Source organism: Streptomyces sp. NPDC017448, from assembly GCF_044330565.1.
GTDB lineage: Bacteria > Actinomycetota > Actinomycetes > Streptomycetales > Streptomycetaceae > Streptomyces.
In genome coordinates this window covers 302,837-327,736 of the sequence record NZ_JBIRLM010000004.1, presented here as the reverse complement: position 1 = coordinate 327,736, position 24,900 = coordinate 302,837, and the positions used below count along the sequence as shown (strand labels likewise).

The 24,900-nt window shown below is 70.4% G+C and carries 18 protein-coding genes and 1 tRNA gene; 12 read left to right on the top strand and 7 right to left on the bottom strand.

Going from position 1 to position 24,900, the window contains the following annotated elements:
• Nucleotides 1-92: 92 nt before the first annotated feature.
• The gene (locus tag ACH4K1_RS10445) at nt 93-1,880 is read right to left on the bottom strand and encodes a lytic murein transglycosylase (RefSeq protein WP_398088330.1); all 1,788 of its coding nucleotides are present in this window, start codon (nt 1,878-1,880) and stop codon (nt 93-95) included.
• A 188-nt stretch (nt 1,881-2,068) separates the two neighbouring features.
• On the opposite strand from ACH4K1_RS10445, the gene ACH4K1_RS10440 reads away from it, so the two are divergent.
• Nucleotides 2,069-3,031, top strand: a complete 963-nt coding sequence (locus ACH4K1_RS10440; protein ID WP_398088328.1) for a DUF4184 family protein — start codon at nt 2,069-2,071, stop codon at nt 3,029-3,031.
• Nucleotides 3,032-3,117: 86 nt separating this feature from the next.
• On the opposite strand, the gene polA is transcribed toward ACH4K1_RS10440, so the two are convergent.
• Entirely contained in the window at nt 3,118-5,829 is a 2,712-nt protein-coding gene (polA, locus tag ACH4K1_RS10435) for a DNA polymerase I (protein ID WP_398088327.1), read from the bottom strand.
• A 119-nt stretch (nt 5,830-5,948) separates the two neighbouring features.
• Between polA and ACH4K1_RS10430 the strand changes: the two genes are divergently transcribed.
• The 8 genes from ACH4K1_RS10430 (at nt 5,949) to ACH4K1_RS10395 (ending at nt 15,685) form a co-directional block, all read left to right on the top strand.
• Nucleotides 5,949-8,222 (top strand): FdhF/YdeP family oxidoreductase, encoded by a 2,274-nt coding sequence (locus ACH4K1_RS10430; protein ID WP_398088325.1) that lies wholly within the window; start codon nt 5,949-5,951, stop codon nt 8,220-8,222.
• 1 nt (nt 8,223) lies between these two features.
• On the top strand, nt 8,224-8,754 hold the full coding sequence (locus ACH4K1_RS10425; protein ID WP_398088324.1) for a DinB family protein: 531 nt from the start codon (nt 8,224-8,226) through the stop codon (nt 8,752-8,754).
• Nucleotides 8,755-8,881: 127 nt separating this feature from the next.
• On the top strand, nt 8,882-9,352 hold the full coding sequence (locus ACH4K1_RS10420) for a PaaI family thioesterase (protein WP_398088322.1): 471 nt from the start codon (nt 8,882-8,884) through the stop codon (nt 9,350-9,352).
• Nucleotides 9,353-9,979: 627 nt separating this feature from the next.
• Nucleotides 9,980-11,194 carry a branched-chain amino acid ABC transporter substrate-binding protein gene (locus ACH4K1_RS10415; protein WP_398088413.1) on the top strand — a complete coding sequence of 405 codons (1,215 nt, stop codon included), beginning with the start codon at nt 9,980-9,982 and terminating at the stop codon, nt 11,192-11,194.
• A gap of 115 nt (nt 11,195-11,309) precedes the next feature.
• Nucleotides 11,310-12,239, top strand: a complete 930-nt coding sequence (locus ACH4K1_RS10410) for a branched-chain amino acid ABC transporter permease (RefSeq protein ID WP_398088321.1) — start codon at nt 11,310-11,312, stop codon at nt 12,237-12,239.
• Entirely contained in the window at nt 12,239-14,032 is a 1,794-nt protein-coding gene (locus ACH4K1_RS10405; RefSeq protein ID WP_398088319.1) for a branched-chain amino acid ABC transporter permease, read from the top strand. Before ACH4K1_RS10410 ends, ACH4K1_RS10405 begins: the two co-directional genes overlap by 1 nt.
• Nucleotides 14,033-14,036: 4 nt before the next feature.
• A complete protein-coding gene (locus tag ACH4K1_RS10400; protein WP_398088317.1) occupies nt 14,037-14,972 on the top strand; it encodes an ABC transporter ATP-binding protein in 936 nt (311 codons plus the stop codon).
• Nucleotides 14,969-15,685, top strand: coding sequence for an ABC transporter ATP-binding protein (locus ACH4K1_RS10395; RefSeq protein WP_228993181.1), 717 nt, complete (start codon nt 14,969-14,971; stop codon nt 15,683-15,685). The genes ACH4K1_RS10400 and ACH4K1_RS10395 overlap by 4 nt, the downstream gene beginning before the upstream one ends.
• Before the next feature lie 72 nt (nt 15,686-15,757).
• Here the strand turns inward: ACH4K1_RS10395 and ACH4K1_RS10390 are convergent, their stop codons facing one another.
• Nucleotides 15,758-16,414 carry an ANTAR domain-containing response regulator gene (locus tag ACH4K1_RS10390; protein ID WP_398088315.1) on the bottom strand — a complete coding sequence of 219 codons (657 nt, stop codon included), beginning with the start codon at nt 16,412-16,414 and terminating at the stop codon, nt 15,758-15,760.
• Nucleotides 16,415-16,508: 94 nt separating this feature from the next.
• Here ACH4K1_RS10390 and ACH4K1_RS10385 point away from each other — a divergent pair.
• Both ACH4K1_RS10385 and ACH4K1_RS10380 read left to right on the top strand, forming a co-directional pair.
• Nucleotides 16,509-16,594 (top strand) — tRNA-Leu (locus ACH4K1_RS10385).
• 78 nt (nt 16,595-16,672) lie between these two features.
• Nucleotides 16,673-17,458 (top strand): helix-turn-helix domain-containing protein, encoded by a 786-nt coding sequence (locus tag ACH4K1_RS10380; RefSeq protein ID WP_398088314.1) that lies wholly within the window; start codon nt 16,673-16,675, stop codon nt 17,456-17,458.
• A gap of 6 nt (nt 17,459-17,464) precedes the next feature.
• Here ACH4K1_RS10380 and pyk read toward each other — a convergent pair whose 3' ends face one another.
• Both pyk and ACH4K1_RS10370 read right to left on the bottom strand, forming a co-directional pair.
• Nucleotides 17,465-18,904, bottom strand: coding sequence for a pyruvate kinase (gene pyk, locus ACH4K1_RS10375; protein WP_398088313.1), 1,440 nt, complete (start codon nt 18,902-18,904; stop codon nt 17,465-17,467).
• A gap of 120 nt (nt 18,905-19,024) precedes the next feature.
• Nucleotides 19,025-19,741: an SIMPL domain-containing protein gene (locus ACH4K1_RS10370; RefSeq protein ID WP_398088311.1), complete on the bottom strand. Its 717-nt coding sequence runs from the start codon at nt 19,739-19,741 to the stop codon at nt 19,025-19,027.
• A 139-nt stretch (nt 19,742-19,880) separates the two neighbouring features.
• Between ACH4K1_RS10370 and ACH4K1_RS10365 the strand changes: the two genes are divergently transcribed.
• Nucleotides 19,881-21,701: a bifunctional metallophosphatase/5'-nucleotidase gene (locus tag ACH4K1_RS10365; protein ID WP_398088309.1), complete on the top strand. Its 1,821-nt coding sequence runs from the start codon at nt 19,881-19,883 to the stop codon at nt 21,699-21,701.
• 76 nt (nt 21,702-21,777) lie between these two features.
• On the opposite strand, the gene ACH4K1_RS10360 is transcribed toward ACH4K1_RS10365, so the two are convergent.
• Nucleotides 21,778-23,205, bottom strand: coding sequence for a lysine N(6)-hydroxylase/L-ornithine N(5)-oxygenase family protein (locus ACH4K1_RS10360; RefSeq protein WP_398088307.1), 1,428 nt, complete (start codon nt 23,203-23,205; stop codon nt 21,778-21,780).
• Nucleotides 23,202-24,641, bottom strand: a complete 1,440-nt coding sequence (locus ACH4K1_RS10355) for a pyridoxal phosphate-dependent decarboxylase family protein (protein ID WP_398088306.1) — start codon at nt 24,639-24,641, stop codon at nt 23,202-23,204. Before ACH4K1_RS10355 ends, ACH4K1_RS10360 begins: the two co-directional genes overlap by 4 nt.
• Nucleotides 24,642-24,900: the final 259 nt, after the last annotated feature.

Genomic DNA, 24,900 nt, shown 5'->3' with positions numbered 1-24,900 from the left:
CGGGGGGCGGCGGGGCGAGGACACGGCGGACAGCCCCTCGGCCCGGAGGCGAAGGGGCTGTGCGACCGCTGTGCGGGGAAGGGGCGCCGGGGTCAGGGCTTGGCGGCCTCGGAGGGCTCCGCCGCCGGGGGTGCCTCCGTCCCGCCGGGGGCCGTCCCGCCGGGGGCCGGCTCCTGCGGCGCCTTGACGGTGAGCTCGATGACGACCGAGGCGCCGCCCTCGGCGGTGAGGCGCAGCAGGTACGTGCCCTCCTCGCCGTCCGCGTAGATCTCCGGCAGGCGCAGCTTCCCCTCGGCGTCCGTGGTCAGGCCGGCGAGGGTGCGGACCGGCTTGCCCGCCGCGTCCTTGAAGTACGGGCCCTTGTCGTTGTCGACGGCGCCCGCGCGGTCCTTGACCATCGTGGCGGTGACGGCCACTCCGGCCGCGGCGGCGTCCTTGTAGGCGGCCTGGACCGTGACGGAGTCCGCGAACTTCTCGCCGGGGGCGGCGACGAGCGCCTTGTCGTCGGTGCGGGCGAGGACGTCGGCCTGGCGGGCGGTGACGGTCGCCGCGTAGGCCAGGGTGCGCGGACGGCCGGTGCCCGCGACGGCGGTCACGGTGAACTCCCCGGCCTTCTCACCGGCGTGGAGCTGCGGTGCGGTGGCGGTGCCGTCCGCCCCGGTCCGTACCGTGACGGTCTTCCTGCCGCCGGCGAAGAGCGTGCCGGTGTCACCGGTGACGGTGAAGGCGACGGGCACCTTGGCGAGCGGGGCGCCGAGCGCGTTGCGGGCACGGACGGAGACCCGCTCGTCGAACACCTGGCCCGCGGTGGCGCGCAGCGGGCCGGTGCCCGCGTTCTCCAGGGAGCCGAAGGTCTCGGTGGGCGGTGTCGGCTTGGGGGCGGGCGGCTTCGGGGCCGGGCTGGGGGATTCTCCGCCGCCACCGGGCTTCGTGGGGGCCGGGCTCGGCTTGCCGCCCGGCTTGGAGGGGGAGGGCTTCGGGCTCGGCTTCGCGCTCGGCGTCGCACTCGGGCCGGCGCCGAAGCCCGCACGCGGGCCCGGGGTGGGGAGAGGGGTGCTCGGGGTGGTGGGCAGCGTGCCGGTGCCGTCGGGGATCTCGTGCGTACCGCGCTGGTAGTAGGAGAACCAGGAGCGGACCGTGTTCAGGTACTCCCTCGACCGGTTGTAACTCAGCACGGCCTGGTCGAGGTCGGCGGAGAGGGCCAGGTCGCGGTCGTTGGCGCAGAGGTAGCGGCCGGCGGCGAGCGCCGCGTCGTGGATGTTGTTGGGGTCCTTGCGGCCGTCGCCGTTGGCGTCCTGCCCCCAGGAGGCCCAGGTGGAGGGGATGAACTGCATCGGGCCGACCGCGCGGTCGTGGACCGCGTCCCCGTCGTAGGCCCCGCCGTCGGTGTCCTTGATCAGGGCGAAGCCCTGGCCGTTGAGGGCCGGGCCGAGGATGCGGGGGGTGGCGGTGCCGTTGGCGTCGACGCGCCCGCCGCGGGCCTGGCCGGACTCGACCTTGCCGATCGCCGCGAGGAGTTGCCAGGGCAGCCGGCAGGCGGGGTCGGTGGTCGCGACGGTCTGCTCGGCCTGCTTGTACGCGGCGAGGATCGTCGCCGGAATGCCCGCCTCCGCGCGGCCGGCCGCCGGGAGGCTGCTGGACGAGCCGGGCTTGCCGGGCGTGACCAGGGGCGGAAGGTCGGTGTAGTAGGGCGAGTTGCCGGTCGCCGCGCCGTCGTTCCCGGCGCTCGCGGTGTCCTCGCCGGCGGCCTGCGGGTCGCCGCCGCCGACGGCCCCTTCGGCCGCGGGCGCCTGCGAGGCCGCGAGCGCCGCCACGGCGGCCGCCGCCACCGCGGTGGTGGTGGCCCCCTTGCGCAGACGTCGGCGAATGTGCGCTGCCATACGTTCCGGTCCCTCCCCCTCGAAGGCTGCTCGCGCTCCCCAGCGCAAGGACTCCAGCGACCCTACGGCAACTTGTGTCGCCGCGGCACCGAGCCCTGACCGCTTCTTACTGTTTTTTCACGTGGACGGGCGCACCTTGACCGCCGGGCGGCGGAAGGGCGTCCGGACGGTCCCGCATACTTGCCGCCATGCCGTTCACGCTCAGCCACGCCGCCGCCGTGCTCCCGGCGATCCGCCGGAACGGGACCGCCCGGTGGCCCCTGTTCCCCTCGGCGCTCGTCGCCGGCTCGTTGGCGCCGGACGTCACCTACTTCGCGGACACGGTGGTCCCCGGGGCGATGGAGTTCGGTGCGTTCACCCACACCTTCACCGGGGTCGTCACGGTGAACGTGGCGATCGCCGCGGCGCTGGTCGCCGTGTGGGCGCTGCTGCGGGAGCCGCTGGTGGCGCTGTTGCCGGTACGCGTACGGGGCCGTGTCCACGCCTTCGTCCGGGGGCAGCGGTGGACCCGGGCCTCGTTCGGGCCGTCCGCCTGGCTGTGGTTCGCGCTCTCCGGGGCGCTGGGCGCGGCCACGCATGTGGTGTGGGACGCGTTCACCCACCACAGCCGGTGGGGCACGGAACTGGTGCCGGTGCTCGGCCGCACCTTCGGCGGCTTCCCGGGGTACCAGTTCGCCCAGTACGGCAGTTCGGCTCTCGCCCTCGTGGCCATCGGCTGGTTCGCCGCCACCGGGCTGCGGCGGACCGCGCCGGCCCCCGCGCCCGAGGAGGTCCCGGTGCTCGGCCGCCGGGAGCGGTGGGGCGCGCTCGGTCTGCTGGCCGTGTGCGTGGCGGCCGGCGTCGCCCACCGGTGCCTGCGCTGGTACGCCTCCTTCGGCCGGGTGGAGAACCCGCTCGACATCGTCCCCACGGCCTGCTTCGGCGCGGGGGCGGGGCTGGCGGCAGGACTGCTGCTGTACGGGGCGGGGGTGCGGCTGCGGCGGGGGCGTGGACGACGGCCGGGCACGGATGCCGGACGGCCCGAGGCGCCCGTACCGCAGGAGCCCGGAACGGACGGGCCCTGTACCGAGGAGTCCCGTACCGAGAATTCCCGCGCGGAGGAGTCCCGTACGGGTGGGTCGCGTACCGGGGCGGCGGCCGGCCGGAGGTAGGAGCGGCACCACGGGGCGGGGGGGGGGGGGCGGCCCCGGGCGCCCCCCCCCCCCCCCCGCCCCGTGGTGCACGGGTCGCCGCTCGCTCAGTGCGCGGCGGACTCCCAGTCCGTGCCGACGCCGACCGACACGTCGAGCGGGGCGCGCAGATCGACCGCGTGGGCCATCTCGTGGCGCACGATCTCCTCCACCCGCTTCCGCTCCCCCTTCGCGATCTCCAGGACGATTTCGTCGTGGACCTGGAGCAGCATGCGCGAGGTCAGTCCGGCCTCCCGCAGCGCCTTGTCCACCCGCAGCATCGCCACCTTCACGATGTCGGCGGCCGTGCCCTGGATCGGGGCGTTGAGCGCCATCCGCTCGGCGGCCTCGCGGCGCTGGCGGTTGTCGCTGTTCAGGTCGGGGAGGTAGCGGCGGCGGCCGAGGATCGTCTCCGTGTAACCGGTGGCCCTGGCCTCCTCGACGACCCGGTGGAGGTAGTCCCGTACCCCGCCGAACCGCTCGAAGTAGGTGTCCATCAGCACCCGGGCCTCGGCGGGGTCGATGTTCAGCTGCTGGGAGAGGCCGAAGGCGGAAAGGCCGTAGGCCAGGCCGTAGGACATGGCCTTGATCTTGCGGCGCATCTCCGCGTCGACCGCGTCCTTCCCGACGCCGAAGACCTGGGAGGCGACCGTGGTGTGCAGGTCCTCCCCGGAGGTGAACGCCTCGATCAGCCCGGCGTCCTCGGAGAGGTGCGCCATCACCCGCAGTTCGATCTGGCTGTAGTCCGCCGTCATCAGCGTCTCGAAGCCCTCGCCGACGACGAAGCCCCGGCGGATCGCCCGTCCCTCGTCGGTGCGGACGGGGATGTTCTGCAGGTTGGGCTCGGTGGAGGAGAGCCGGCCGGTCGCCGCCACCGTCTGGTTGAACGTGGTGTGGATGCGGCCGTCCGGGGCGATCGTCTTGACCAGCCCTTCGACGGTGACCCGCAGCTTCGCCTGCTCGCGGTGGCGCAGCATCAGGACCGGCAGCTCGTGCTCGGTCTGCGCGGCCAGCCAGGCCAGCGCGTCCGCGTCCGTCGTGTACCCCGTCTTGGTCTTCTTCGTCTTCGGCAGGCCCAGCTCGCCGAAGAGGATCTCCTGGAGCTGCTTGGGCGATCCGAGGTTGAACTCGCGGCCGACCGCCGCGTGCGCCTCCTTCACCGCCTGCTGCACGGTCCCGGCGAACTGCTGCTCCATCGACTCCAGATGGGCCCGGTCCGCGGCGATCCCGTGCCGCTCCAGACGGGCCAGGAGGATCGAGGTCGGCAGCTCCATGTCGTGCAGCAGCTCCGCCGCGCCCACCTCCTTGAGCCGGACGGTGAACGCGTCGCCCAGGTCGAGCACGGCGCGGGCCTGTGCCATCAGGGCGTCCTGCTCGGCCCGGTCGTCCGCGCCGAAGGCCAGCTGCCCGTCGGAGGCGGCGGCCGGGGCCAGCTCGCGGCCCAGGTACTCCACGGCCAGCGCGTCCAGGGCGAAGGAACGGCGGCCCGGCTTCACCAGGTAGGCGGCGAGCGCGGTGTCCATCGCGACGCCTTCCAGCTGCCACCCCATCTCCGGGAGGACCCGCATCACGTTCTTCGCGTTGTGCAGCACCTTCGGACGGGCCGGGTCGGCGACCCAGGCGGCGAACGCCCGCTCGTCGGCCTCGTCCAACTGCGTCGGGTCCAGCCAGGCGGCGGCCCCGTCGGCGGCGGCGAGCGCGACCTCGGTGACCGTGCCGGCCCCCAGCGACCAGGTGTCGACCGTCATGACGCCGAGCGGCTGCGCCCCGTGCTCCTCCAGCCACGGGCCGACCTCGCCGGAGCCGAGCACGGCCCCGTCCAGCTCGATCCCGGCGGCGGGCGCGGGCGGCGCGGCCTCCGCCGCCCCCGGGTCGACGGAGAGCAGACGCTCGCGCAGGCTCGGGTTGCGGATCTCCAGCAGGTCGAGGATGCCGGTGACCGCCGTGCGGTCGTAGGGGGCGCGCTCCAGCTCGGCCGGGGTCTTCGGCAGCTCCACGTCCCGGACCATCTCGGTCAGCACGCGGTTCAACTTCACCGCGTCCAGGTGGTCCCGGAGATTCTGTCCGGCCACGCCCTTGACCTCGTCGGCCCGCGCGATCAGCTCGTCGAAGGAGCCGAACTGGTTGATCCACTTCGCGGCGGTCTTCTCCCCCACCTTGGGGATGCTCGGGAGGTTGTCCGACGGGTCGCCGCGCAGGGCGGCGAAGTCCGGGTACTGCCGCGGGGTGAGCCCGTACTTCTCCACGACCTTCTCCGGGGTGAACCGGGTCAGCTCGGAGACCCCCTTGGTGGGGTACAGCACGGTCACGTTCTCCGTGATCAGCTGGAAGGAGTCCCGGTCGCCGGTGACGATCAGCACCTCGAACCCGGCCTCCTCGGCCTGGGTCGCCAGCGTCGCGATGACGTCGTCCGCCTCGAACCCGTCCACCGCGAACCGGTCCGCGCGCATCGCGTCCAGCAGCTCCCCGATCAGCTCGACCTGCCCCTTGAACTCGTCGGGGGTCTTGGAGCGGTTCGCCTTGTACTCCGGGAACTCCTGGGACCGCCACGTCTTGCGGGACACGTCGAACGCGACCGCGAAGTGCGTGGGCGCCTCGTCACGCAAGGTGTTCGCCAGCATCGACATGAAGCCGTACACGGCGTTCGTCGGCTGCCCCACCGCCGTCGTGAAATTCTCCGCGGGCAGGGCGAAGAACGCCCGGTACGCCAGGGAGTGCCCGTCCATGAGGAGCAGGCGCGGTCGGTTGTCTGCCGTCTTCTTCGATGCCGTCTCAGCCACGCCCCCGATCCTGCCACGGTCCACTGACAATCCGGGCCTCCCCGGCCCTGCGGGGCCGTGACAGGATCGACGGAGAGGAGACAGACCCGTGGAAGAAGCGCTCGAAGGGGAGCAGCATCATGGCCACCAAGCCGCCGACCGGTGACCCGGTCCAGGACGCCCCGACGGTCGAGCCGGCCCCGCACGCCGCCGCCGGGCTGCCCGCCGTCGCCCACTCCCTGCGCATCGCGAGCCGGCAGATGGGCGTGGGCCGCACCGCCCGCACCCTCCTCAAGGTCAACCAGAAGGACGGTTTCGACTGCCCCGGCTGCGCCTGGCCCGAGGGCGAGGAGCGGCACACCGCCGAGTTCTGCGAGAACGGCGCCAAGGCCGTCGCCGAGGAGGCGACGCTGCGCCGCGTCACCCCCGCCTTCTTCGCCGCCCACCCGTTGGCGGACCTCGCGGAGCGCAGCGGCTACTGGCTCGGCCAGCAGGGCAGGATCACCCAGCCGGTGTACCTCCCCGAGGGCGGCGACCGGTACGAGCCGGTCACCTGGGAACGGGCGTTCGCGATCATCGCCGAGGAGCTGACGGCCCTCGGCTCCCCCGACGAGGCGATCTTCTACACCTCCGGCCGCACCAGCAACGAGGCCGCGTTCCTCCTCCAGCTCTTCGCCCGCGAATTCGGCACCAACAACCTGCCGGACTGCTCCAACATGTGCCACGAGTCCTCCGGGTCGGCGCTCACGGAGACCATCGGCATCGGCAAGGGCAGCGTCTCACTGGAGGACATCCACCAGGCCGACCTGATCATCGTCGCCGGGCAGAACCCCGGCACCAACCACCCCCGCATGCTGTCCGCCCTGGAGAAGGCCAAGAAGGCCGGTGCGAAGATCATCTCGGTCAACCCGCTGCCCGAGGCCGGCATGGAGCGGTTCAAGAACCCCCAGACCCCGCACGGCATGCTCAAGGGAACCCCCCTCAACGACCTCTTCCTCCAGATCCGCATCGGCGGCGACCAAGCCCTCTTCCGCCTCCTCAACAAGCTGATCCTGGCCGCCGAAGGGGCCGTCGACACCGCGTTCGTCGCCGAACACACCCACGGCTACGAGGAGTTCGCCCGGGCAGCCGAGGCGGCCGACTGGGAGGGGACGCTGCGGGCCACCGGCCTCACCCGCGCCGAGATCGAGCAGGCCCTCGCCCTCGTCCTCGCCTCGGAGCGCACCATCGTCTGCTGGGCCATGGGCCTCACCCAGCACAAGCACTCCGTGCCCACCATCCGCGAGGTCGTCAACTTCCTCCTCCTGCGCGGGAACATCGGCCGCCCCGGCGCCGGGGTCTGCCCGGTACGAGGCCACTCCAACGTCCAGGGCGACCGCACCATGGGCATCTTCGAACGCCCCGCACCGGCCTTCCTCGATGCCCTCGACAAGGAGTTCGGCATCGCCTCGCCCCGCCACCACGGCCACGACGTGGTGCGCGCCATCCAGGCCCTGCGCGACGGCGAGGCGAAGGTCTTCTTCGCCATGGGCGGCAACTTCGTCGCCGCCACCCCCGACACCGCCGTCACCGAGGCCGCGATGCGCCGCGCCCGCCTCACCGTCCACGTCTCCACCAAGCTCAACCGCTCGCACGCCGTGACCGGGGCCCGCGCCCTCATCCTCCCGACGCTCGGCCGCACCGACAAGGACGTCCAGGCGAGCGGCAAGCAGTTCGTCACCGTCGAGGACTCCATGGGCCTGGTCCACGCCTCCCGCGGCAACCTCGCCCCCGCGAGCCCCCACCTGCTCTCCGAACCCGCCATCGTCGCCCGCCTCGCCCGCGCGGTCCTCGGCGCCCGGACCCGTACCCCCTGGGAGGAGTTCGAGCGGGACTACGCCGCCGTCCGCGACCGCATCTCCCGCGTCGTCCCCGGGTTCGAGGACTTCAACGCCCGCATCGCCCGCCCCGGAGGCTTCGCCCTCCCCCACGCCCCCCGCGACGAACGCCGCTTCCCCACCGCCACCGGTCGCGCCAACTTCACTGCGGCCCCCGTCGAGTACCCCGAACTCCCGGACGGCAGGCTCCTGTTGCAGACCCTGCGCTCCCACGACCAGTACAACACCACCATCTACGGCCTCGACGACCGCTACCGGGGCATCAAGGGCGGCCGCCGCATCGTCCTGGTCAACCCCGAGGACGCCGCCGCCCTCGGCCTCCCCGACGGCTCCTACACCGACCTCGTCAGCGAGTGGAAGGACGGCGTCGAGCGCCGCGCCGAGGGCTTCCGCGTCGTCCACTACCCCACCGCCCGGGGCTGCGCCGCCGCCTACTACCCCGAGACCAACGTCCTGGTCCCCCTCGGCTCCACGGCCGACACCAGCAACACCCCGGCCAGCAAGTCCGTCGTCGTCCGCTTCGAGAGGACCCCCTGACATGACCTGGACGGCCCCCGAGCCGCACCGGTCCGTACAGCTGACCGACCTCGCCACGATCGGCGAACGCCCCACCCTCCAGGGCTGGTTGACCTGGCACCGGGAGACCCTGCTGGCCAAGTGCGCCGGTCTGGACGGAGAGCAGCTGGCCCGGACCACCGCCGAGCCCTCCACGCTCACCCTCCTCGGGCTCGTCCGCCACCTGGCCGAGGTCGAGCGCTCGTGGTTCCGGCGCATGCTGGACGGCGAGAGCGTCGGCGAGGTGCACGACGGCCCGGCGGACGGCGACGAAGGGCTCGAAGGCGTCGAACCGGCCCACGCCGAACGGGACTTCGCGCGCTACCACGCCGAGATCGCGGCCTGCGACGCGGCGGCCTCCCGGTACGGCCTCGACGACACCTTCCAGCCGCCGGGCGTCGCCGTCCCGCTCTCGCTGCGCTGGCTGTACGTGCTGATGATCCAGGAGTACGCCCGCCACAACGGCCACGCCGACCTCCTGCGGGAACGGACGGACGGCGCCACCGGCGACTGACGGGCCGCGGCTCCCGACCCGGCCCCGGAGGAGAACCGGGGCCGGGCGTCCCTAAGCGTCCGCTCAGCCGTCTGATAGGAACAGTGCGGACAGCAACGAACCAGCGCACCCGAACGGAGCCGGACCCATGGGCGAGCACACCGCACCCCTCTTCCCCCAGGAAGTCATCGACGAGTACGCGGCACTCGGCGTCGACCTGCCCGCCCTCTTCTCCGCCGGCCACCTCGGCGAACGCATGGGCGTCACCGTCGTCGAGGCCGCCGCCGACCGCGTCGTCGGCACCATGCCCGTCGAAGGCAACACCCAGCCCTACGGACTCCTCCACGGCGGCGCGTCCGCCGTCCTCGCCGAGACCCTCGGCTCGATCGGCTCGATGCTCCACGGCGGCGCGTCCAAGGTCGCCGTCGGCGTCGACCTCAACTGCACCCACCACCGGGGCGTCCGCGGCGGCCTCGTCACCGGCGTCGCCACCCCCGTGCACCGGGGCCGCTCCACCGCCACGTACGAGATCGTCATCACCGACGAACAGGACAAGCGGGTCTGCACCGCCCGCCTCACCTGCCTCCTGCGCGACGCGCCCCGGCCCGACGCCGGCTGACCCCTCCCAGCACACGGCACCACCCCGCCCGCCCGGCCGGAAGCGCACCCAGCGCAATCCGGCCGGGCAGTGTCATTTCCCCACCAAAAAAAGGCAGTTGACCAACACACTCGGTCAACTCCCTTGACGTCGCCACGCGTTCCATGAGCCACTCAGCAGCCACATCAGCCCCCACGACACCGGCACCCCACCGCCCGATGTAACACAGAGTAACAATCGGGCCCCGCGGAAACCGGCCTCCCCCGCCGCCGCCACCCCCCGGGGCCGCCTCGCCGCGCCCGCCGGCCCCGCCCCGGGCGGCCCGCCCGTGACAGCACCAAGATCACCTCAAGCCCCTTAGCAGAGCTGCGTGTTCTCACCATGTGGTCCTTTCGCAGTCCAGGCGAAACCGGCACATGTCCTCACAGGAAGCTCAAGCCTTGCTCAAGGGCATAACAAGAGAGTCACATCCGCAGCCGACCCATCCCGATGGCCCCCGGCTGCGCTTAGAGTCACGGCCAGTCACCGCGCCGCCGGGCGCGTCTGCTGCACGGCCCTGTACCACCCCAGTACGGCCCGGCGACCGACACGGCACCTCACGCAGAGGAGGCCGCGCCAGGGAAAGGACCTTTCGTGCGACACCGTTCTTTGCTCATACTCACCTCAGTACTCACCACCGGAGCACTGACCCTCACCGCCTGCGGGTCGCGCGACGACAGCAAGAGCGGCGGCGGCGACGGCGGCGGCAACCAGACGGTCGTCATCGGCCTCGACGCCCCCCTGACCGGCGACCTCTCCGCCCTGGGCCTCGGCATCAAGAACTCCGCCGAGCTCGCCGTGAACACGGCCAACAAGGAGAAGACCGTCCCCGGCGTCACCTTCAAGCTCCAGGCCCTCGACGACCAGGCCCAGCCCTCCGTCGGCCAGCAGAACGCCGTCAAGCTCATCGGCACCAAAGAGGTCCTCGGCGTCGTCGGCCCGCTGAACTCCGGCGTCGCCCAGTCGATGCAGAAGCCGCTCAACGACGCCAAGCTCACCCAGGTCTCCCCCGCCAACACCGGCACCGAGCTGACCCAGGGCGACAACTGGAAGACCGGCGACAAGAAGCGCCCCTACGCGTCCTACTTCCGCACCGCCACCACCGACCAGATCCAGGGCGCCTTCGCGGCCAAGTACCTCTTCGAGACCGCGAAGATCAAGGACGTCTACCTCATCGACGACCAGAAGCCCTACGGCGCCGGCCTCGCCGCCTCCTTCAAGGCGACGTTCACCGAGCTCGGCGGCAAGATCGTCGGCACCGACCACGTCAACCCCGAGGACCGCGACTTCAACTCCGTCGCCACCAAGGTCAAGAGCTCCGGCGCCAAGGCCGTCTACTACGGCGGCGAGTACCCCGCCGGCGCCCCCCTGAGCCAGCAGATCAAGGACAGCATCAAGATCCCGCTCATGGGCGGCGACGGCATGTACAGCGCCGACTTCATCAAGCTCAACAAGAAGGCCGAAGGCGACATCGCCACCTCCGTCGGCAAGCCCGTCGAGGAGCTCGAGTCCGCCAAGAAGTTCATCGCGGACTACAAGGCCGCCGGCTACAAGGACGCCTACGAGGCCTACGGCGGCGGCACCTACGACGCCACCTGGTCCATCATCGAGGCCGTCAAGATCGTCGCCGCCGAGAACGACGGCAAGATCCCGGCCGACGACGGCCGCGCCAAGGTCCTCGAAGCCATGGACAAGGTCAAGTTCGAAGGCGTCACCGGCCCCGTCTCCTTCGACGAGTTCGGCGACACCACCAACACCCTGATGACCGCCTACCAGGTCACCGGCGGCAAGTGGGTCTCCAAGCTCAGCAGCACCGTCGAGTAACCACCGGCACGGCCCCGGCCCCGCCACCCGTCACACACAGCAACCAGACCGCGCGGGAGCGCTACCAGCCCTCCCGCGCGGTGCCATATCCGAACCACTCCACGGAGGCCCTGCGGTGAACGAACTGCCGCAACAGCTGGCCAACGGACTCATCCTCGGCGCGATGTACGGTCTCATCGCGATCGGTTACACGATGGTCTACGGAATCATCCAGCTCATCAACTTCGCACACGGCGAGATCTTCATGATCGGGGGCTTCGGAGCCCTCACGGTCTACCTCGGGCTTCCGTCCGGATTCTCCCTCGTCGCCGCGATACCCCTCATGATCGTCGGCGGCGTCATAGCCGCCGTCGCCATCAGCATGGCCGCCGAACGCTTCGCCTACCGGCCCCTGCGCGGCGGACCACGCCTGGCCCCCCTCATCACCGCCATCGGGCTCTCCCTCGCCCTCCAGCAAGCCGTATGGATGTGGTACCCCAACGCCACGAAGGACCGCTCCTTCCCCCAGTTCGAAGGCGAAGCCTTCGACATCCTCGGCGCCACCATCCAGCGCGGCGACATCTTCGTCCTCGTCGTCGCCCCCCTCTGCATGCTCGCCCTCGGCTTCTTCGTCTCCAAGACCCGCGCCGGCCGCGGCATGCAGGCCACCTCGCAGGACCCCGACACCGCCAAGCTCATGGGCATCAACACCGACCGCATCATCGTCATGGCCTTCGCCATCGGCGCCGCGTTCGCCGCCGTCGCCGCCGTCGCCTACGGGCTCAAGAACGGCCAGATCGGCTTCCGCATGGGCTTCATCATGGGCCTCAAGGCCTTCACCGCCGCCGTCCTCGGCGGCATCGGCAACATCTACGGCGCCATGCTCGGCGGCATCGTCCTCGGCATCGCCGAAGCCCTCGCCACCGGCTACATGAGCGAAGTCCCCGGCATGGAACTCTTCGGCGGCGGCGCCTGGAAGGACGTATGGGCCTTCGCCCTCCTCATCATCGTCCTCCTCGTACGCCCCCAGGGCCTGCTCGGCGAACGCGTCTCGGATCGGGCGTGATGACCATGACGATCAACACCACGCCCACCACCAGCACCTTCATCAAGGTGCCCGCAGCCCGCCACCTCACCACCGCCGGCGCGGCCATCGCCCTCATCGGCACCTTCCTCGCCTGGACCTGGACCGCGGAATTCCCCGGCGACCTCACCGTCACCGGCTACCCCGGCGGCCTTCAGGTCCTCACCCTCGTCGGCACCGTCCTCACCCTCCTCTTCGCCCTCTCCGGCTACGGGATCAAGGGACTGCGCTGGCTCACCCCCGGGGGCGCCAACAGCCCCGTCCGACTCGCCGCCATCGGCGTCCTCGGCACCACCGGCTACGCCGTCGGCGCCATCTCCGTCAAGCTCGGCGGCGTCGTCAACCTGGAACCCGGCGCCTGGGTCGCCCTCGCCGGCGCCCTCATCGCCTTCGTCGCCTCCCTCGGCCTCCCGGCCGACCAGCAACTCGACGGCACCATCAAGCACAACACCCTCGACCGCTTCCTCAACACCCTGCGGGCCCCCGCACCCGAACGCCCCAAGGAACTCCCCAACTGGGCCGAGATCCTCATCATCGCCGGGGCCTTCGGCGTCGCCCTCCACGTCTTCACCTACGGAATCGACACCGAGTACGCCGAACTCTTCATCGGCTACATCATCAGCGTCGCCTTCGGCTTCACCGCGCTCAACCGGGCCGGGCTCATCTCCCGCATCACCCGGCTCACCACCAAGCACCGCAACGTCACCCTGGCCGCCGCCCTCATCGCGGCGTTCTGCTTCCCCTTCACCCAGCAGAACGAGCAGTACGCCCTCATCGGCGCGAACATCCTCATCTTCGCGACCGTCGCACTCGGCCTCAACGTCGTCGTCGGCCTCGCCGGCCTCCTTGACCTCGGATACGTCGCCTTCCTCGGCGTCGGCGCCTACGCCGCCGCCCTGGTCTCCGGCTCCCCGCTCTCCCCGGTCGGCGTCCAGTTCCCCTTCTGGGCCGCCGTCCTCACCGGCGCCGCCGCATCACTCGTCTTCGGCGTCGTCATCGGCGCCCCGACCCTGCGGCTCCGCGGCGACTACCTCGCCATCGTCACCCTCGGCTTCGGAGAGATCTTCCGGCTCACCGTCAACGCCCTCAACGGCGTCAGCGGCCCCGACCTCACCAACGGCTCCCAGGGCATCCCCAGCATCCCCGACCTCAACCTCTTCGGCTTCGACTTCGGCATCAGCCACGACATCGCCGGATTCACCCTCGGCAGGTCGGCCAACTACTACCTGCTGATGCTCGTCTTCACCGCCGTCGTCGTCCTGGTCTTCCGACGCTCCGGAGAATCCCGCATCGGCCGCGCCTGGGTCGCCATCCGCGAGGACGAGACCGCGGCCACCGCCATGGGCATCAACGCCTTCCGGCTCAAGCTCCTCGCCTTCGCCCTCGGCGCCACCCTCGCCGGACTCGCCGGTACCGTCCAGGCCCACGTCTCCTACACCGTGACGCCCGAGCAGTACCAGTTCGCCGGCTCCGTACCCCCGAACTCCGCCTTCCTCCTCGCCGCCGTCATCCTCGGCGGCATGGGAACCCTCAGCGGACCCCTCGTCGGCGCGGCCCTGCTCTACCTCATCCCGGCCAAGCTCCAGTTCATGCAGGACTACCAGCTCTTCCTCTTCGGCATCGCGCTGATCCTCCTCATGCGCTTCCGCCCCGAAGGCCTCGTCGCCGACCGCAGGAAGCAGCTCGAATTCCACGAGACCGGCCAACTCGACGTCCCGTCCGAGGACGCACCACTCACCCAGACGACCGCCGGCACCACGAAGGCGGGGGCGTGATCACATGACCACCGAAACCACCACCCCGACCACCACCACGGTCCTCGACGCCAGCGGCGTCACCATGCGCTTCGGCGGACTCACCGCCGTACGCGACGTCGACCTCACCGTCAACAGCGGCGAGATCGTCGGTCTCATCGGCCCCAACGGCGCCGGCAAGACCACCTTCTTCAACTGCCTCACCGGCCTCTACATACCCACCGAAGGCAAGGTCAGCTACAAGGGCACCGTCCTGCCCCCCAAGCCCCACCTCGTCACCAAGGCCGGCATCGCCCGCACCTTCCAGAACATCCGGCTCTTCGCCAACATGACCGTCCTGGAGAACGTCCTCGTCGGACGCCACACCCGGACCAAGGAGGGCCTCTGGTCGGCCCTCCTGCGCCTCCCCGGCTACCACAAGGCAGAAAACGCCAGCCGCGAACGCGCCATGGAACTCCTGGAGTTCATCGGACTCCAGGACAAGGCCGACCACCTCGCGCGCAACCTCCCCTACGGAGACCAGCGCAAGCTGGAAATCGCCCGCGCACTCGCCAGCGACCCCGGACTCCTCCTCCTGGACGAGCCCACCGCAGGCATGAACCCCCAGGAAACCCGCGTCACCGAAGAGCTCATCTTCGCCATCCGGGACCAGGGCATCGCCGTCCTCGTCATCGAGCACGACATGCGGTTCATCTTCAACCTCTGCGACCGGGTCGCCTGCCTCGTCCAGGGCGAGAAACTCGTCGAAGGCACCCCCGGCGACGTCCAGGCCGACGAACGCGTCGTCGCCGCCTACCTCGGCACCCCCTTCGAAGGCGCCCCCGGCGCCGAGGAGGCCGCCGAAGTGGAAGCCGCCGAAGCCCACGCCGGAACGGCCGCCCCGGCCAAGACCGCCCCCGCGAAGACGACCGGCACCACACCGGCCGACCCCACCGGCACCGATGAGGAGGGCACCCGATGACCGCACTGCTAGAGGTCGAGGACCTCCGGGTCGCCTACGGCAAGATCGAAGCGGTCAAGGGCATCTCCTTCACCGTCGACGCCGGCCAGGTCGTCACCCTCATCGGCACCAACGGCGCGGGCAAGACCACCACCCTGCGCACCCTCTCCGGACTGCTCAAGCCGCTCGGCGGCCGCATCCTCTTCGAGGGCAAGCCGCTGACCAACATCCCCGCCCACAAGATCGTCTCCCTGGGCATCGCCCACTCCCCCGAGGGACGCCACATCTTCCCCCGGCTGACGATCACCGAGAACCTCCTCCTCGGCGCCTACCTCCGCAACGACAAGGCAGGCATCGAGAAGGACGTCCAGCGCGCCTACGACCTCTTCCCCATCCTCGGGGAACGCCGAAAGCAGGCCGCCGGCACCCTCTCCGGCGGCGAGCAGCAGATGCTCGCCATGGGACGCGCCCTGATGTCCCAGCCCAAACTGCTCATGCTCGACGAGCCCTCCATGGGCCTCTCCCCGATCATGATGCAGAAGATCATGGAGACCATCGTCGAGCTCAAGGCGGCGGGCACCACGATCCTGCTCGTCGAGCAGAACGCCCAGGCCGCCCTCTCCCTCGCGGACCAGGGCCACGTCATGGAGGTCGGCAAGATCGTCCTCTCCGGCGCGGGCTCCGACCTGCTCCACGACGAGTCGGTCCGCAAGGCGTACCTCGGCGAGGACTGACACCCCCGCCGTACGCGAGAGGCCCGCACCCGGTTCGCCCGGGTGCGGGCCTCTCGCCTTGTCCGTACGCGGCTACTCGGCCGTCTTCTTCTTCTCCTCGGCGTCCGCGATCAGCGCCTCCGCCAGCTGCTGCATCGACATCCGCCGGTCCATCGACGTCTTCTGGATCCACCGGAACGCGGCCGGCTCGGAGAGCCCGTAATCCGTCTGCAGGATGCTCTTCGCCCGGTCCACCAGCTTCCGGGTCTCCAGCCGCTGCGAGAGGTCCGCGATCTCGCTCTCCAGCGCCTTCAGCTCCGCGAACCGGGAGACGGCCATCTCGATGGCCGGCACCACGTCGCTCTTGCTGAACGGCTTCACGAGGTACGCCATGGCCCCGGCGTCCCGGGCCCGCTCGACCAGCTCGCGCTGCGAGAACGCGGTGAGCATGAGGACGGGGGCGATGGACTCGCCCGCGATCTTCTCGGCGGCGGAGATGCCGTCGAGGACGGGCATCTTCACGTCCAGGATGACCAGGTCCGGGCGGTGCTCGCGAGCCAGCTCGACGGCCCGCTGCCCGTCGCCCGCCTCCCCGACGACGGAGTAGCCCTCCTCCTCCAGCATCTCCTTGAGGTCGAGGCGGATGAGCGCCTCGTCCTCGGCGATGACGACGCGGGTCGTCAGCGGCGGGACGTGCGACTGGTCGTCGTCGGCGGCGTCAACGGGCTGGGGCGACTCGGGGGTGGTCACGGGGGCTCCTTGTTCCAGGGCAGAACTGCTGCCGCAGAGCCTACCTAGCTGTAGCGACGGGTACGGACCCGGTACACTCTGACCAGCGTGACCTGCCCGGTTGGAGGAACTGGTCATACTCGCGGTGCTCAAACCACCGTGCCTTCGGGCATGTGGGTTCGAATCCCACACCGGGCACCACCAAAGCGGATGTTCACCTTCGTGTGAACATCCGCTTTTTGTTGCACGGAGTCGCACCGAGTGACCCATCGTGATCGCATGAGCTTGCACGAACCTGCCGTGAAGCAACGAGCCCTCACCATGCTCCGGAGCGGCACCAGAAACGCGGATGTGGCACGGAAGCTGAACGTACCCGTAGGCACAATCAGCTACTGGAAGCACACGGATCGCGCGAAGCGCGGCGAATGCCCGGGAGCCCATCGATCCTTCTGCTCGCGATGCGAAGGAGATCTGAACGGTCCTGCTTACGCCTACCTTCTCGGCCTCTACCTGGGTGACGGGCACATAGTCCAGAACCAGGCTATGCACACACCCAGCCTCTCTGTCGCGTGTGCAGACTCGTGGCCCGGCATCATGGACCTGTGCGAAAGCGCCATGCGTGCCGTGTTTCCCGAGAACTCTGTATGCAGGGTTCGCAGGAAGGGGTGCCACCAGGTGAAGATCCACTCGAAACACCTTGCGTGCCTCTTCCCTCAGCACGGCCCCGGCAAGAAGCACGACCGCCGGATCGCCCTCGAACCCTGGCAGCAGCAGATCGTGGACGCCCACCCCTGGGAGTTCATCCGCGGCCTCATCCACTCCGACGGCTGCCGCATCATCAACTGGACCACGCGCATGGTCGGCGGTGAACTCAAGCGCTACGAATACCCCCGGTACTTCTTCGCCAACAAGTCCGACGACATCCGCAAGCTCTTCGGCGACACGCTCACCGCTGTAGGAGTGGAGTGGACCACCTTGGCCCGTGGCAGCGATCCGTTCAACATCTCCGTAGCCCGACGGGCATCCGTCGCCCTCATGGATGCGCACGTCGGGCCGAAATACTGAGCCGTCCTACTTCGGGCTGTCGTCCTCGCCGATGTGGTGGACGCGGACCAGGTTGGTGGAGCCCGCGACGCCGGGCGGGGAGCCGGCGGTGATGACCACGACGTCGCCCTTCTCGCAGCGGCCGATGCGCAGCAGCTCCTCGTCGACCTGGGCGACCATCGCGTCCGTGGAGTCGACCTTGGGGCCGAGGAAGGTCTCGACGCCCCAGGTGAGGTTGAGCTGGGCGCGGGTGGCCTCGTCGGGGGTGAAGGCGAGGAGCGGGATGGGTGAGCGGTAGCGGGAGAGGCGTTTGACGGTGTCGCCGCTCTGGGTGAAGGCGACGAGGAACTTCGCGCCGAGGAAGTCCCCCATTTCGGCTGCCGCCCGCGCTACCGCGCCGCCCTGGGTGCGGGGCTTGTTGCGTTCGGTGAGGGGCGGGAGGCCCTTGGCGAGGAGGTCTTCCTCGGCGGCCTCGACGATGCGGGACATGGTGCGGACGGTTTCGACGGGGTATTTGCCGACGCTGGTCTCGCCGGAGAGCATGACGGCGTCGGTGCCGTCGATGATGGCGTTGGCGACGTCGGAGGCTTCGGCGCGGGTGGGGCGGGAGTTGTCGATCATCGAGTCGAGCATCTGGGTGGCGACGATGACCGGTTTGGCGTTGCGCTTGGCGAGTTTGACGGCGCGTTTCTGGACGATCGGCACCTGTTCCAGGGGCATTTCGACGCCGAGGTCGCCGCGGGCGACCATGATGCCGTCGAAGGCGGCGACAATGTCGTCGATGTTGTCGACAGCCTGGGGTTTTTCGACTTTGGCGATGACGGGGAGGCGGCGGCCTTCTTCGTCCATGATGCGGTGGACGTCGTCGATGTCGCGTCCGGTGCGGACGAAGCTGAGGGCGATGAGGTCGGCGCCGGTGCGCAGGGCCCAGCGGAGGTCGTCGATGTCCTTTTCGGAGAGGGCGGGGACGGAGACGGCGACGCCGGGGAGGTTGAGGCCCTTGTTGTCGGAGACCATGCCGCCTTCGATGACGGTGGTGTGGACGCGGGGGCCGTCGACGCCGGTGACTTCGAGGGTGACGCGGCCGTCGTCGACGAGGATGCGTTCGCCGGTGGTGACGTCGGCGGCGAGGCCGTCGTAGGTGGTGGAGCAGATGTCGCCGGTGCCGTCGCCTTCGAGGGGTTCGACGGTGATGGTGAAGGTGTCGCCGCGTTCAAGGAGTACGGGGCCTTCGCGGAAGCGTCCGAGGCGGATCTTCGGGCCTTGAAGGTCGGCGAGGATGCCGACGCTGCGGCCGGCCTCCTCGGAGGCTCTGCGGACGTGGTCGTAGCGCTCTTGGTGTTCGGCGTAGCTGCCGTGGCTGAGGTTGAGGCGGGCGATGTCCATTCCCGCTTCGACCAGGGCTTTGATCTGGTCGTATGTGTCGGTTGCGGGTCCTAGGGTGCAGACGATTTTGGCTCGGCGCATGGTTCGAGCCTAATCCTTACCTACGGGTAGGCGGATGGCTCGGCGTGACACCTCAACGACCTTTGCATGAAGGGTTATTGACAAGTGTTGAATTGTGCGGCGGGGTGCTCCGATGAGCGTTCATCCGAGGTTCGGGGGGATGAGGGTGAAGGAGGCTTCGACCTGGGCGTCGACGGTCTGGCGTACGGGTTCGAGGTCGATGGGGGCGGTGTCGGTGGCGGTTTCGGCGGCGGCTCCGAAGGGCATGGCGGGGGCGGCGAAGGCGGCGCGGGTCGTGTGGAGGCCGTGCTGGGTGCCGACGTCGTTGAGTTCGAGGAGGGCGTCGAGGCGGGTGTCGAGGGCGTCGGCGTAGGCGCGGGCGCGTTGGAGGGCTTCGTGGACGGCTTGGCGGCGGGCGTCGGCGTGGACGGGTGAGGTGGGGCGCAGGGCCCACCAGGGGCCGTCGATGCGGGTGAGGTCGCGGTCGGCGAGGCGGGTGAGGAGTTCGCCGAGGGCGGTGAAGTCGTTGAGGGTGGCGTTGAGTTGGACGCTGCCGTGGTAGGCGCGGATGCGTTCGGTGCGACCGTGGCGGGTGAGTTGGGGGTGGATGGCGAGGGTGCCGGTTTCGAGTTTTTCGATGGCGTCGCCGTAGGTCTTGATGAGGTCGAGGGTGGTGGTGTTGCGGTGGGTGAGGTCGTCGAGGGTGGTGCGGCGGTCGGTGTTGCGGGCGGTGAGGGTGATGGTGATGTGGGCGATTTCGGGGTCGGTTTCGAGGTGGGCTTCGCCGCGGACGGTGAGGTGGGGGGCGGTGGGGGTTCCGTAGGGGTGGTGGGGGGTGGTTGCGGGGTTTTCGGTCATGCGTTCACTGTGGCACGGGGGTGGCGTGTCGGGGTGGGTGTCGGGTGGTCATCGGATCGAAACCTGTTCGGGGTGTTGTGGGGGGTGGCTGCCGGGCCATGATCTACGCGCGTTGCCCTACTGAACGAGGAGTGAAGACATGCCGTTGGACCGTAGGAACTTTCTGGGCCGTTCGGCCGCCGTCGGTGCGGGTGTGGCGATGGCGGGCGGGGCCGTCGCGGCTCCGGCGGGTGCGGTGGAGGCGGAGGGGTCCGGTCAGGGCCGTGGGCGTCCGCCGAAGCGGTACTCGTTCACGGTGATGGGGACGACCGATCTGCACGGGAACGTCTTCAACTGGGACTACTTCACGGACAAGGAGTACGACGACTCGGCGCACAACGATGTGGGTCTGGCGAAGATCTCGACGTTGGTGGACGAGGTGCGGCGGGAGAAGGGCCGGGGGAACACGCTGCTGATCGACGCGGGTGACACGATTCAGGGCACCCAGTTGTCGTATTACTACGCGAAGGTCGATCCGATCACGGCGCGGCGCGGTCCGGTGCATCCGATGGCGCGGGCGATGAACGCGATCGGTTATGACGCGGCGGCGCTCGGGAATCATGAGTTCAATTACGGCATTCCGGTGCTGCGGAAGTTCGAGGAGCAGTGTGATTTCCCGCTGCTGGGGGCGAACGTCTTGGACGCGAAGACGTTGCGGCCGGCTTTCGCGCCGTATGTGATCAAGCGGATGCGTACGCCGTGCGGGCGTGATGTGCGGGTGGCGGTGCTGGGGCTGACGAATCCCGGTGTCGCGATCTGGGACAAGGCGAACGTGGGCGGGAAGATGGTGTTCCCGGGTCTGGAGGAGCAGGCGGCGAAGTGGGTGCCGAAGCTGCGGTCGATGGGTGCGGACGTGGTGGTCGTGTCGGCGCATTCGGGTTCTTCGGGGACGTCGTCGTGGGGTGATCAGTTGCCGTACGTGGAGAACGCGGCGGCGCTGGTGGCGGAGCAGGTGCCGGGGATCGACGCGATTCTGGTGGGGCACGCGCATGTGGAGATCGCCGAGCGTTTCGTGACGAACCGGGAGACCGGGAAGCGGGTGGTGCTCTCGGAGCCGGCGAAGTGGGGGCAGCGGCTGACGTTGTTCGAGTTCGATCTGGTGTGGGAGAGGGGCCGCTGGGTGGTGGAGAAGGCGGGCTCGCGGGTGTTGAACTCCAATACGGTGGTGGAGGACCGGAAGGTGACGTCGCTGTTGCGTCGGGAGCACCGGAAGGTGGTGGAGTACGTCAATCAGGTGATCGGTACGTCGGTGGTGGCGATGTCGACGGCGGACGCGCCGTGGAAGGACGAGCCGATCATCGATCTGATCAACCAGGTGCAGACGGAGACGGTGAGGGCGGGGCTGGCGGGCGGGGAGTTCGCCGCTCTGCCGGTGCTGTCGCAGGCGTCGTGCTTCTCGCGTACGGCGGGGATTCCGGCCGGTGATGTGACGATCAGGGATGCGGCGGGGCTGTATCCGTTCGAGAACACGCTGGAGGCGCGGTTGATCACGGGCGCCCAGTTGAAGGATTACCTGGAGTATTCGGCGCGGTATTACGTGCGGACGCCGGCGGGGGGTCCGGTGGACACCGGGAAGCTGACGAATGCGGACGGGGTTCCGGACTACAACTACGACGCGGTGTCGGGGGTGACGTACGACGTCGATATCGCTCAGCCGGTGGGGGCGCGGATCGTGGGGTTGTCGTTCGAGGGGAAGCCGGTCGATCCGGCGGCGCGGTTCGTGCTGGCGGTGAACAACTACCGGGCGTCGGGCGGGGGGAATTTCCCGCATGTGCCGGGTGCGCGGCAGGTGTGGGCGGATTCGGACGAGATCCGGAACACGATCATCGGTTGGGTGCGGGAGAAGAGGACGGTGGATCCGGCGGCGTTCGCGTCGGTGGGGTGGCGGTTGACGCGTGAGGGGGCGCCGGTCTTCCCGTAGCGCTGCTTGCCGCACTGTCCGTTCGTTCGGCCCGGGTCTCCTTGGGGGGCCCGGGCCGTTCGTCGTCCGGGGCCTTCTAGTGGGTCCGGGTCAGGTGGTGGGGGGCCTGGGCCTGGGTGGGGATGGTGGGGGGTTGGGGGGTGAGGCCGAAGGTGGTGAAGGCGGTGCGTTCGGGGAGGGGGTAGGGGTTGGCGCCGGTGAGGTTGTTGAGGATGGTGGCGCTGCGCCAGGCGGCGAGGCCGAGGTCGGGGGCGCCGACGCCGTGGGTGTGGCGTTCGGCGTTCTGTACGTAGACGTGTCCGGTGACGGCGGGGTCGAGGACGAGTCGGTACTGGTCGTCGATGCGGGGGCGGTGGGAGGCGTCGCGGCTGAGGTAGGGGGCGAGGCCGCCGAGGAGGGCGTCGAGGGGGCGTTCGCGGTAGCCGGTGGCGAGGATGACGGCGTCGGTGGCGAGGCGGGTGCGGATGCCTTGCTGGGTGTGTTCGAGGTGGAGTTCGACGCGGGTGTCGGCGAGTCGGCCGGCGGTGCGGACGTGGACGCCGGGGGTGAGGGTGGCGTCGGGCCAGCCGCCGTGGAGGGTGCGGCGGTAGAGCTCGTCGTGGATGGCGGCGATGGTGTCGGCGTCGATGCCTTTGTGGAGTTGCCACTGGCGGGGGACGAGTTCGTCGCGGGCGGTTTCGGGGAGGGCGTGGAAGTAGCGGCTGTAGTCGGGGGTGAAGTGTTCGAGGCCGAGTTTGGAGTACTCCATGGGGGCGAATGCCTGGGTGCGGGCGAGCCAGTGGAGGTTTTCGGCGCCTTCGGGGCGGGCGCGCAGGAGGTCGAGGAAGATCTCCGCGCCGGACTGGCCGGAGCCGATGACGGTGATGTGGTCGGCGGCGAGGAGGCGGTCGCGGTGGCGGAGGTAGTCGGCGGAGTGGAGTACGGGGACGCCTTCGGCTTCGGCGAGGGGTTTGAGGGGGTCGGGGACGAAGGGTTCGGTGCCGATGCCGAGGGCGATGTGGCGGGCGTAGGCGCGGCCGAGGGCTTCGGCTTCGCCGTCGCGGTCGAGTTGGGTGAAGTCGACTTCGAAGAGGGCGCGGTCGGTGTTCCAGCGGACGGCGTCCACCTGGTGGCCGAAGTGGAGTCCGGGGAGTTGTTCGGTGACCCAGCGGCAGTAGGCGTCGTATTCGGCGCGTTGGATGTGGAAGCGCTCGGCGAAGTAGAAGGGGAAGAGGCGGTCGCGGGTGCGGAGGTAGTTGAGGAAGCTCCAGGGGCTGGTGGGGTCGGCGAGGGTGACGAGGTCGGCGAGGAAGGGGACTTGGAGGCTGGCGCCGTCGAGGAGGAGGCCGGGGTGCCAGTGGAAGGCGGGGCGTTGTTCGTAGAAGGTGGCGGCGAGGGGGCGTCGGGTGCCGGGGGCGGCGGGGATGGCGTGGGCGAGGGCGGCGAGGGAGAGGTTGAAGGGTCCGATGCCGATGCCGACGAGGTCGTGTGGCTGGTCGGGTTCGGGGGCGGGCCGGTCGGTCATCGCGGGGTGTCGCTTTCCGTGGGGTGGGGTGCGCCGGTGGTGGCGGTGGGGTGGGTGAGGAGTTCGGTGGTGGCGTGGGTGACGAGGTCGAGGAGGGCGCGGAGGTCCTGGGGGGTGGTGTGGGGGTTGAGGAGGGTGGCTTTGAACCAGAGGCGGTCCGCGGTGCGGGCGCGGCCGAGGACGGCGTGGCCGCGGTGGAGGAGGGTGCGGCGGATGGTGGCGACGGTGTGGTCGTCGGCTCCGGTGGGGCGGAAGAGGACGGTGCTGATGGTGGGGCGGTCGTAGAGGTCGAGGCCGGGGGTGGTGGTGACGAGGTCGGCGAGGTGGTGGGCGGTGGCGAGGGTGCGGTCGACGAGGTCGGCGAGTCCGTCGCGGCCCAGTGCGCGGAGGGTGACGGCGATTTTGAGGGCGTCGGGGCGGCGGGTGGTGCGCAGGGAGCGGCCGAGGAGGTCGGGGAGGCCGGCTTCGGTGTCGTCGTCGGCGTTGAGGTAGGGGGCGTGGTGGTGGAGGGGGGCGAGGTGGTGGTGGTCGGGTACGGCGAGGAGTCCGGCGGAGGCGGGCTGCCAGCCGAGTTTGTGGAGGTCGAGGGTGACGCTGTGGGCGCGGTGGAGGCCGTGGAGGAGGGTGCGGTGGGTGGGGCTGAGGAGGAGGGGGCCTCCGTAGGCGGCGTCGATGTGGAGTTCGGCGCCGTGGGCGGTGCAGAGGTCGGCGATGGTGTCGAGGGGGTCGATGGCGCCGGTGTCGGTGGTTCCGGCGGTGGCGACGACGAGGTGGGGGCGGTGGAGTTCGGTGAGGGCGGCGTCGAGGGCGGCGGGGTCGAGGGTGCCGTGGGGGGCGGGGACGGTGACGGGTTCGGGGAGGCCGAGGAGCCAGGCGGCGCGGGCGATGCTGTGGTGGGCGTTGGCGCCGCAGATGGTCTGGACGGGGCCGTGGCGTTCGCGGGCGAGGAGGAGGGCGAGTTGGTTGGCCTCGGTGCCGCCGGTGGTGATGAGGGCGTCGGGTGAGGGGGTGTGGGGGTAGATCTCGGCGGCGAGTGCGGCGGTGAGGTCGGCTTCGAGGGTGGAGGCGGCGGGGGCCTGGTCCCAGGAGTCCATGGAGGGGTTGAGGGCGCTGGCGGCGAGGTCGGCGGCGGCGGCCAGGGCGAGGGGCGGGGTGTGGAGGTGGGCGGTGCAGTGGGGGTGGGCGGGGTCGGCGGCGCCCGCCGCGAGTGCGGTGACGAGGGTGGTGAGGGCGTGGTGGGGGCCGGTGCCGTGGTCGGGGAGGAGGGGGTGGGTGGCGGCGCGGGTGCGGGGGGCGACGGTCTCGGGTCCGCCGGCGGGGAGGGGGCCGTCGCGGAGGGTGGCGCCGTCGTGGAGGGCGGCGAGGACGGTGTCGAGGAGGGGGCGCAGGGCGGCGGGGCCCGTGGCGCCTCCGGCGAGGGGCGGGGTGGTGGGCATGGGCGGAACGGTCCTTCACGTGCGGGTGGGGTGGCATGCCGGCTGTTCCCGGGTTTCGGGTGGTGCGGCCGAAGAGCCCAACGATCTGGGCTCGAAAGGGGTACTGGTGGGTGGTGTGGCCCGTTCGGGGCGGGTTGGGGTGGTATCGGCGTGCGATTGCTGGACGGGTGTGCGGGGGCGGGTGCGCGGAGTGCGGGGTTGCGGGGTCCGGTCGCAGAGGGCGGGGCGGACGACGGCTCCCGGGCTCGGCCTCGGCGTG